Annotated in this window: 3 protein-coding genes; all 3 read left to right on the top strand. The window is 49.8% G+C overall.

Annotated features, from left to right (window positions below):
• The first annotated feature begins 510 nt into the window (after nt 1-510).
• The 3 genes from F9C28_RS19915 to F9C28_RS19905 are packed head-to-tail and all read left to right on the top strand — an operon-like array spanning nt 511 to nt 1899.
• Nucleotides 511-1041: a CDP-alcohol phosphatidyltransferase family protein gene (locus F9C28_RS19915; protein WP_233149204.1), complete on the top strand. Its 531-nt coding sequence runs from the start codon at nt 511-513 to the stop codon at nt 1039-1041.
• The gene (locus F9C28_RS19910; protein WP_199016966.1) at nt 1034-1687 is read left to right on the top strand and encodes a lysophospholipid acyltransferase family protein; all 654 of its coding nucleotides are present in this window, start codon (nt 1034-1036) and stop codon (nt 1685-1687) included. Before F9C28_RS19915 ends, F9C28_RS19910 begins: the two co-directional genes overlap by 8 nt.
• Nucleotides 1684-1899 (top strand): hypothetical protein, encoded by a 216-nt coding sequence (locus F9C28_RS19905; RefSeq protein ID WP_199016965.1) that lies wholly within the window; start codon nt 1684-1686, stop codon nt 1897-1899. Before F9C28_RS19910 ends, F9C28_RS19905 begins: the two co-directional genes overlap by 4 nt.
• The last annotated feature ends 85 nt before the right edge of the window (nt 1900-1984 follow it).

The raw sequence follows: 1984 nt of genomic DNA, 5'->3' as shown, positions 1-1984 counted from the left end.
CGAAAGCAGGTATGCCTGAAAGTGTGCGTATTGCCTGAAAACACAACCCGCTACGGGGGAGACTTACCCGAAATCTGATTTATTCAACAAAGCCGCCCGCAGGCTAAAATTACTGCGCGCCAGGGCTGCGCGCAGTGACGCGGATAAAACCCGGCTCCAGCCAGAAATAGACACATTGCTCGCCGGGCTTATCCGGCTTGACCCCGCCCGGGCAGCGGTATTGTGCCATTAATATCTGGTCGCATTATTTATATCCCCCCTAAAGATATTTTCATAACTGTCTTTATAACCGCCGAATAAAAATAAATCCCTCAGGGTTTTTATTCAGTAACTATCACGACGAGTGAGAGCGAATCTATGACTTTCAATGTTAATACGCGTCGTCCAGTGGCGACGCGTGAAAAACCATGGGCAAAGCACTGTGCCGTATGGCTGAAAAATAAAGGCATAACGCCGAACCAAATTTCACTGGCCAGCATTGGATGTGGGCTGTTTTCCAGCGTTTGTTTTTTGTTTGCATATCATTATTCCGGGGAGGTTATTCGGGGCAGTATTTTATTCCTGGCGGCGATACTGATTCAGGGACGGTTACTGTGCAATCTTTTAGACGGCATGGTGGCTATTGAGGGCGGCCTGGCCACGCCTGCCGGGCCGGTATATAACGAATTACCTGATCGGGTTTCAGATACCCTGATTTTTATTGGCGTTGGGCATGGGCTGATTGATTTGCCGTATGCGGGAACGCTGGGATGGATCACGGCATTAATGGCGCTGATGACGGCATACCTGCGCCTGTTGGGGGGAAACTGTGGGCTGGTGCAATCTTTTGCCGGGCCAATGGCGAAACAGCATCGTATGGCTACTCTTTTTGTTTGTAGTCTCGCGGCAATTTTCCTGCCGGTACTCTACGGTCAAGCGCTGTTATTTATTGGTCTGGTAGTGATTAGTGTTGGTGCTGCGATTACCTGCTGGCGGCGAGGGCAATACATTATTGAACAGTTAAATAATGCTGCCATGGTACCGGAGGCGGGCGATGAATAATACCGTTAAGCCCTCACTGGACAGCAGGCTGGCGGCCGGATTTTTAATTCGCCTGTGCCGCTTACTTACCGGCGTTCGCGCCAGCTGGCTTTCCCCACTGCCGGAGGACAATCAGCTACGTATTTATTATGCAAATCATACCAGCCATCTTGATGGCATCGTGATTTGGGCCAGTATGCCCCCGCAGTTACGGCCCCGTGTGCGGCCGGTTGCGGCGGCGGACTACTGGATGAAGACACCCATACGCCGTTATGTGGCGCAACGTATTTTTAATACAGTATTAATTAAGCGCAATGCCGATAAAGAGGACAATAGCCAGTCTGGTGATGCATTAGCATTAATGAATAACGCGCTGAGTAATGCACAGTCGTTAATTATCTTTCCTGAAGGTACCCGGGGTAATGGTAATGATATTTCCCCTTTCAAAAGCGGCCTCTGGCATCTGGCGCGGATGAATCCCGGGGTACAACTTGTGCCGGTTTATCTGGAGAACCTTAATCGCGTACTGCCGAAGGGCACCTATCTGGTGGTGCCTGTGCTGTGTACTGCCACTTTTGGTGAGCCTGTTAACCCATTGCAGGAGGGGGAAGATAAAACGGTTTTTTTACAACGTGCCAGACATGCCCTTGAGGAACTCAAATCATGAATTTTCAGGATGACGCGCTGATTTTTCTGCTGGTGGGCTTGTTTGGATTACTCATCCTTGCCAGTGTGGCCGGGATAATTATTGAAAAATATAAAGGCAGCACACCTGTTATTGTCAATCTCAATGCCCGTATTCGTGCCTGGTGGGGAATGTGCCTGTTATCGGTAGCCGCCATGTGCTTTGGGCCGTCAGGATCCATATGGCTTTGTTGAATAAATCAGATTTCGGGTAAGTCTCCCCCGTAGCGGGTTGTGTTTTCAGGCAATACGCACACTTTCAGGCATACCTGCTTTCGTC

The sequence above is a fragment of the Shimwellia pseudoproteus genome, from assembly GCF_016415625.1.
GTDB lineage: Bacteria > Pseudomonadota > Gammaproteobacteria > Enterobacterales > Enterobacteriaceae > Shimwellia > Shimwellia pseudoproteus.
Note: the sequence above shows the minus strand (reverse complement) of the source record. Positions and strands in the feature narration are given on the sequence as shown.

What these genes read in the sequence shown, in the direction of transcription:
- F9C28_RS19910 (WP_199016966.1), top strand. Translation starts at nt 1,034, where the DNA reads ATGAATAATACCGTTAAGCCCTCACTGGACAGCAGGCTGGCGGCCGGA.
- F9C28_RS19905 (WP_199016965.1), top strand. Translation starts at nt 1,684, where the DNA reads ATGAATTTTCAGGATGACGCGCTGATTTTTCTGCTGGTGGGCTTGTTT.